Origin of the sequence: Candidatus Avoscillospira sp. LCP25S3_F1 (genome assembly GCF_052117125.1) — a bacterium.
Classification (GTDB): domain Bacteria; phylum Bacillota; class Clostridia; order Oscillospirales; family Oscillospiraceae; genus Avoscillospira_A.
The window spans coordinates 41129-47836 of the sequence record NZ_JBQKJT010000019.1 but is presented as its reverse complement, the minus strand read 5'-3'; the positions used below and the strand labels follow the sequence as shown (position 1 = coordinate 47836).

General features: G+C 53.7%; 8 protein-coding genes. All 8 read left to right on the top strand.

The genetic code is table 11. The features are described 5' to 3' along the window. The coding region (locus ACTQ33_RS14315; protein ID WP_441465233.1) for an IS66 family transposase at window positions 1-326 on the top strand (326 nt) is incomplete at its 5' end. 313 nt (window positions 327-639) lie between these two features. Then, window positions 640-1314, top strand: coding sequence for a hypothetical protein (locus ACTQ33_RS14310; RefSeq protein ID WP_441465232.1), 675 nt, complete (start codon window positions 640-642; stop codon window positions 1312-1314). Between the two features lie 71 nt (window positions 1315-1385). Further along, the gene (locus ACTQ33_RS14305) at window positions 1386-2066 is read left to right on the top strand and encodes a hypothetical protein (protein ID WP_441465231.1); all 681 of its coding nucleotides are present in this window, start codon (window positions 1386-1388) and stop codon (window positions 2064-2066) included. 14 nt (window positions 2067-2080) lie between these two features. Next, a complete protein-coding gene (locus ACTQ33_RS14300; protein WP_441465230.1) occupies window positions 2081-3280 on the top strand; it encodes an antirestriction protein ArdA in 1200 nt (399 codons plus the stop codon). After that, on the top strand, window positions 3277-4398 hold the full coding sequence (locus ACTQ33_RS14295; RefSeq protein ID WP_441465229.1) for a DUF6329 domain-containing protein: 1122 nt from the start codon (window positions 3277-3279) through the stop codon (window positions 4396-4398). The genes ACTQ33_RS14300 and ACTQ33_RS14295 overlap by 4 nt, the downstream gene beginning before the upstream one ends. Beyond that, on the top strand, window positions 4398-5135 hold the full coding sequence (locus ACTQ33_RS14290) for a hypothetical protein (protein WP_441465228.1): 738 nt from the start codon (window positions 4398-4400) through the stop codon (window positions 5133-5135). The genes ACTQ33_RS14295 and ACTQ33_RS14290 overlap by 1 nt, the downstream gene beginning before the upstream one ends. A 282-nt stretch (window positions 5136-5417) precedes the next feature. Next, window positions 5418-5738, top strand: a complete 321-nt coding sequence (locus tag ACTQ33_RS14285) for a transposase (protein WP_441465227.1) — start codon at window positions 5418-5420, stop codon at window positions 5736-5738. Between the two features lie 47 nt (window positions 5739-5785). Next, window positions 5786-6610 (top strand): IS3 family transposase, encoded by an 825-nt coding sequence (locus ACTQ33_RS14280; RefSeq protein ID WP_441465226.1) that lies wholly within the window; start codon window positions 5786-5788, stop codon window positions 6608-6610. Window positions 6611-6708: the final 98 nt, after the last annotated feature.

Below are 6708 nucleotides of genomic sequence, written 5' to 3'. Positions count from 1 at the left end.
GTATGTTTGGTACGGCGTTGACTTATGCCCTGAATCAACGGGACTGGCTGATGAATATATTTCTGGACGGACGGCTGGAGCTGTCTAATAACCGGGCGGAGCGTGCGGTACATCCCTTTGCCATTGGAAGAAAAAACTGGTTGTTCTGCAACACACCTCATGGCGCCAATGCCAGTGCAACGATCTATTCCATTGTTGAGACGGCCAAAGCGAATGGCCTGCGGCCTTTCCACTATTTAAACTTCCTACTGGAACGACTCCCTCACGGCTATTCCCCGGAAGCTTGCCTCCCATGGGAGGAAACGGCCCAGTCTATATGCAGATAAAGGCTGCCATTTGTGAAAAATGGCAGTCTTGCTCTTTCCTGAGGTGTCCTCCTCTATTTTACGCTTACAGATGCCAACCGCTGTTTCCCCCTACCTGGTGGGATTCGAACCCCCTTTTTTCGGTGATTGGCATATTCGGAACCATGTGGCGCCCTTTTTGAAGCGGTTATTTTCAAAAAGGGCGCTATTTTTCTATCAATAGAATACACAAAGTTTGAGGCGTCAATTTGTTGGTCACGACGGGCCATCGAATTGGCGCCCTTTTTGTTTTCAGACAAATTCAAAAAGGGCACTGAATGTCAGGAGGTAGTAAATGAACCGAGAACAGTTTTTTCAGGAGCTTCGCACCGCTCTCCACCGTGAGGGATTCACTCCGCAGCCGGAACAGGATGAATTGCTTCCTGTGGAGTGGGATGGTCTCCCTCTCTGCCGGATCACAGCGGACGGAGGCGTTCGCTACTGGCAGGAGGATGTAGCGATGCCGGAACGGGAACGGGCCTGTGAGCGAGCCACCGATCTGGCCTGCACCGTGCGGGAGTACATGACGCTGCTGGAACAGGCTCCGCCCCTGCAAGCCCAAAGTCTGACCGGTGACTACCGTCTGCTGGCTGACTTCAACGGAGCCGTGTTGGCTGCCCATCCCACCCGGCTTGGCGTCCAATTCGTCACATGGGACTGGAGCTTTGACCGCACAGGTCTCAACCAGGGCAATTACTTTCAGGAAAACTATGTAGGTGCCAAGCAGGACTTCGCCATCCGCGCCGGCCTTATTTCCAAACAGCAAATCTTCAATCAGGAACAGCTTATCGAAATCTACCGCTGCTGCTCCGACACCTTGGACGCTGGTTTTGACTTGACTGCTGAGCAGGAAAAGTGCATCCGGGGCGTTCAGGAGCAGATTGCCATTGCAGCTCCCGATGCTCTGAATCGCATAAGGGAGCAGGAGCAGCACCCCATGGAACCCTACAGTCAGGAACCGATCATGTAATATTCAGGCGCCGGAGTTTTAGAAATAAGACTCCGGCGCTTTTTTGCTTTACTGAAAGGAGCACACCACCAATGACACGCTACTTCATGCGGGATACACCGCTGTGCCAGATGGAACAGCAGATGATGACCCCGCCCTATTTCAAGCCCAGGGGCCATGGCCGATACTATCCCAGTTTCAAATATAGCAGAGATGACATGGAGTGCCCATACTGCATGAACTTCAGACGAAAGCATCCCTGCCCTTTGGAGCAGTGCGTCTGTCTGGATGAACGGATCGTGGCCGGTGCGATTGACCTCAACGAGTTTGTCAGGGATTGCTTCTTCCCTGAAGCGGGAGTGCAGCTTCAGGCCCGCTTAGAGAGGAGTTTCAATGGCTGCTCCATTGGATTTTTCCTGAGCGATAGTCATCGGGAGCGTTGGCAGCACTGGCGTGCGCGTTGCTATCGAATGTCAGACCGTAATCTGGCCGCGCTGTTTCTCCTCACGGCGTATGAGGATATCTGGCGCAGGATGATCTGGAAGTTTGATGCCCGCGGATTTGACTTCCAATCTGTCCAGCTCGCCGGCATCCAACCGGAGCTGTACAGTGTTTATCAGGCGGCCAAAGCCATCTCCACCGGCAGCCGCAATATCACTCTTGCCGATCTCGCATCCCCCGAATTGGTCACAGATGAGGCGTTCCACCTGATTGTCTGCGCTCTGCTTCTGGCCAAGTACGGAGATGCGATTTTGAATTTTGAAGGAAAGTAAGGTGATGCAATGTGATGATGGAAGCAGTTCTGAGCAACGCCGACCACCCGGAATACGGTGTTGCGACGATTCCTCTTCCTATTCCCAGAAATCAATACGACCACTGCGTTGCGCTGTTGGAGGCACTGGAGATCGGCGATGCCTCTGAAGCCGACTGCCGCTTGGACTCGCTCGACAGTGCCTGGCCTGTGCTGAATCGGCTGGTATGCACCAAGGTCAACCTTGATGAGTTGGACTATCTGGCAAAGCGGCTGGACAGCTTTACTGTGGGCGAGTTTTCGCAATTTCAGGCGATGGCTGAAAAGCTGAATCTCACCAGCATGAAGGATCTCATCAACCTGACCTTCTGCTGCCAGCAGGCGACGGTGATCACGGACTTTACAAATTTGAAAGAGGTTGGCCGTGATCACTACATGAACATCCATGGCGGGTGTGCCAGCATGGAAGAACTGGAACAGCTGGACGGAGTGGAAACCGCTGTCCTGTTGATTGAGGACAATGAGGGGACTATCACCCGCTACGGAGTGGTCTATGACAACGGCATGCAGCTTTCACAGCTCTATGATGGGAAGCACCTGCCCTGCTACCACTATGAGGCCGATATGACTGCTGTCGGGATATCCCCCCGACAGGAGCCGGAGAACAGCAGGAATGTGACCTGGATCTATCTCCCTGCATCAAAAGGACAAATTGAGCGCGCCATGCAGCGTTCCGGCATTGCTGACCCAAAGGATATGCGCCTCTTTATAGCTGACAGTTCATTCCCAGAGGAAGTGGATGTAGCACTGGACTTCCAGTGCGATAACATCCACGAACTCAATGAGCTGGCGCTGGCTGTGGAGAAGTTTTCGATTCATGACCGCAAGAAGTTGGGGGCGGCAGTAAGCATGGCCAAGCCGGAAAACGCCAGCCAGATCCGTCGTCTGGCGGAAAACATGGATCTGTTTGAATTCGCCCCCGGCGCTCATACCCCCGAAGAATATGGGAAATACATGATTCAGAGATCCGGCCATTTTGAGTATGACCCCAATCTGGACGAGTTTTATGACTACGAGCGGTATGGCCTGCAGCACATGGACTATCAGTCGGGCGTGTTTACCGACCGAGGCTACATCGCCTATGTTGGCACAGTAGATCTGGAGGAACTGATGGCAGAAGATCCGGTAGATCAGTGCCAGCGGGAACAGGGGGTTCAAATGGGAGGAATGACATGATCCAACTTTTCATGAAACGAAGTGGGAGTCCTGTCATTGTCCCACTCAATTTGCCCGCATCTCATGACGCCATGACAGAAGCGGCCAGCCAGCTTGATGAGGCCAGCAGAGCAGGAAAAACAGAGATCGTCGAGATCAAAAGCGTGATCGCCAATCTGCCGTCGTACCTCGGCGGACTCGATCCTGATTCCAGAACGCAGCTTGCACAGCTGAATCAGCTTTCGAGCATCATTGCCAAAATGGACTCCCGCGAACGGAATATCTATGCCGGCGCCTTGGATGGCAACAGCATCAATGATCTGAACGATATGATTCGTGTGGCGGAACAGGTGTCGGACTACATTCTCATCCCTAATGTAAACTCGGATGTGACGCTTGGCCGCTATGTCGCTGTTGCCGGTCAGATTCAAGGTGACCCCAGATTCCCCGAAGCAGCCTGGCCCTATCTGGACTTCGCAAAAATCGGCGCAGAATACTATGCCGAGCATGGCGGTGCCTATACCTATGCAGGCTATGTGCTCCGCAAGCAGGATGATGAGCTTGTCAGAGAGAAAAAATCGAAGATCCAGCTTGACCTCTCCTCTTCCCAAGCGCAAGTGAGTATCTGCCTTCCGGCAACGAAGGAAGAATTGGAGCGAGTAAAAAGAACACTGGGAATCGATTGTTTTGCAGAGGCAGCCGTAACCAAGGTGTCGTTTTCCGTTCCCTATATGGACGAGCACATTCCCACTACAGGGGTCTGCGTGGAAGATGCAAACGAATTGGCTTGGGCCATTGAGGGGATGCAGTGTGAAGATGGTGAACTGCTGAAATATCTGTCGGTTCTTTCTGTGGAGCAGCCGGGGACTATGCAGGAGGCTCTCCGCTGTGCCATGAATCTGGACGACTATGAGCGCATTCCGGAGGACACTTACGAATACGGGCAAGCAGTCCTTCGGCGCATCGGTGCTGATGACGAGCTGATCGATACCATCGACGGATATATGGATTTTGAGAAGCTGGGTGAAGACACTATGGCGGAGGAAGGAGTCCGGCGAACCGAGTTTGGCCTGATCCGCCGATGCAGCAGCCCCTTCGCTGAGGAAACCCAGGCGATGGAGATGGGAGGCCTTTCCTGATGCCCCGTGAAACCGATCTGCTCCGCGTAAAGCTGGTGGCGCACACCCTCCTCGATGTGCAGATCCAGGAAACGGCCCTCTCCTCGGTGATCGTCAGCCACCCCTTCACAAACTCCGGGATCTCCGCGCTTCGAAATGAGGATGGGAGCCTCTCCATGGTCGACCTGATCAACAATTCGGATGACTGCACAAGGTGGCGCAGCAAGGTTGGGGAGCAGATCGACAGCGCCGAAAATGTCCATCAGATCTTCGTACTGCTCAACCCGCCCTATTATTTGACTTTTATCAAATTTGCCGCCTCCGCTCTCTCGGAGAAGGATCTGGGGCAGCTCTTATCCACCGCCTGGACCCAGGAGGAATGCCCCAATCAGGACTGCAATGTGAGCAAACGAGAACTGGTGGCCTTGTTCCGATCCGTCCCTCCGGAGTCCCTGATGGACGAGGAGGAGCGCGCCGCACACCAGGCGCTGGAGGATACGGTGACGGTCTATCGGGGCGTTACCCCCTACAACGCCAAAAATATCAGTGCGTTGTCCTGGACACTGGACCGGAAAACGGCGGACTGGTTCGCCCACCGCTTTGGTGAGGAGGGAACGGTGTATGAAGCGCAGATTCGGAAGGAACACATCCTGGCTCTGTTCACAGGCAGAAATGAAAGCGAGGTCATCGTAGACCCGCGGCACTTGGAACAGATCATGGAGTCCCCGGAGCCGGGATTTGATATGCAAATGACCTGAACGACATGATCCGATGATTGGGAGGAATGTAAATGAAGAAGAAAATCATGATCACAGTAGCATCTCTGGCAGCACTGGGAGCTGCTGTCGCCGGCTATCTCCACTTCTCCGGCAGGACGCCTTTTGGTCATAGCTATTTCCGCTGAGCTGTGGTATTGTTCCGCATGAGGAGGTGAAGCACATGCTCCTGCTCAGGAAAGGGCCGTAAAAAGAGGTGCCCCCATACCCGAATTGACGGACAGAAAAAACAGTCGTAAACTGGAATAGAAAGGGGCGAAAAAAATGGAACAGCAAAAGGACAAAAAAGGTGCGCCGCCACCTCGCTATGATACTGCCTTCAAAGCCGGCGCGGTGAAAATGGTAACCGAGCAGGGACGGGACCCCAGGGAAGTTGCCCGAGACCTCGGCATTTGCATCGACACTCTACGCAGCTGGTTGAAGGCCTCCGGGATGCAGCTGGGACAGGTAAGCCGCTACAACCGGGAACAGCAGCGAATCCGGGAGCTGGAAGCGGAGATCCGTACGCTGCGCAGGCAGCTGGGCGAGAAAGAGGAGGTCATTGACATTCTAAAAAAATCCGTCGGCATCCTGTCGAAACCATAGTGGAAAAATACCGCTGCGTCCAGGCACTGCACCGCCAGGGAGCCACTGTGGAACAGGTATGCCGGACCCTGGAGATCTCACGCAGCGGCTACTATGATTGGCTACATCATAAGCCCTGTATCCGTGAGCAGCACAACCAAGCGCTGAAACGGAAACTGGTGGAACTGCACCAAAAATATCCTGCCCTGGGGTTGGACAGCCTCTATCATCTGCTTAAACCGGATTTTGGCTGCTCTCGCAAGCGGGTACACCGTCAGATGCGTCTTGCCGGCATCTGTTCGGCCAGACATCGAGCCTATAAAGTCACAACTAACTCCCAGCATAGCCATCCCATTGCATCGAATCTCCTCAAACGAAACTTCTTCTTTGATCGCCCGAATCAAGCCTGGGTGGGTGATATTACCTACATTCCCACCGGTGAGGGCTGGCTCTATCTTGCCATTGTAAAGGACCTTTGTACCCGCAAAATTGTAGGTTATGCCTTTTCCAGCCGCATCGATACCTCGCTGACACTGGCAGCCCTGGACATGGCAGTGCGTCGCTGCAAGCCGTCAACAGGCCTGATTTTTCACAGTGACCGGGGCGTCCAGTACGCTGCCAGGGCCTTTCGGGAACGGTTAGTGACCTACGGAATCCAGCAGAGCATGTCCCGTAAGGGTGATCCATACGATAACGCTGTTGCAGAAAATTTCTTCAGCTGCCTCAAGTGTGAGCTGATTCACCTGAAGCAGTACCCAACGCGGGCCAGTGCGCAAGCCGATGTATTCTCATATCTGGAGGCCTTCTACAACTCCGTCCGGCCACATTCTGCCTTGGGCTGGGTGTCTCCCGTACAGTTTGAGAAAAACCTTTTGGCGGCTCAGGCAGCCTGAACGAGTATCCACAAGAATATCTATGTTTCATTCCGTTTTTTCTGCGTTTTTCATGTCCGTTTTTCCGGGAAGGGCTCAGAGGAAAGCAGATGAAGACA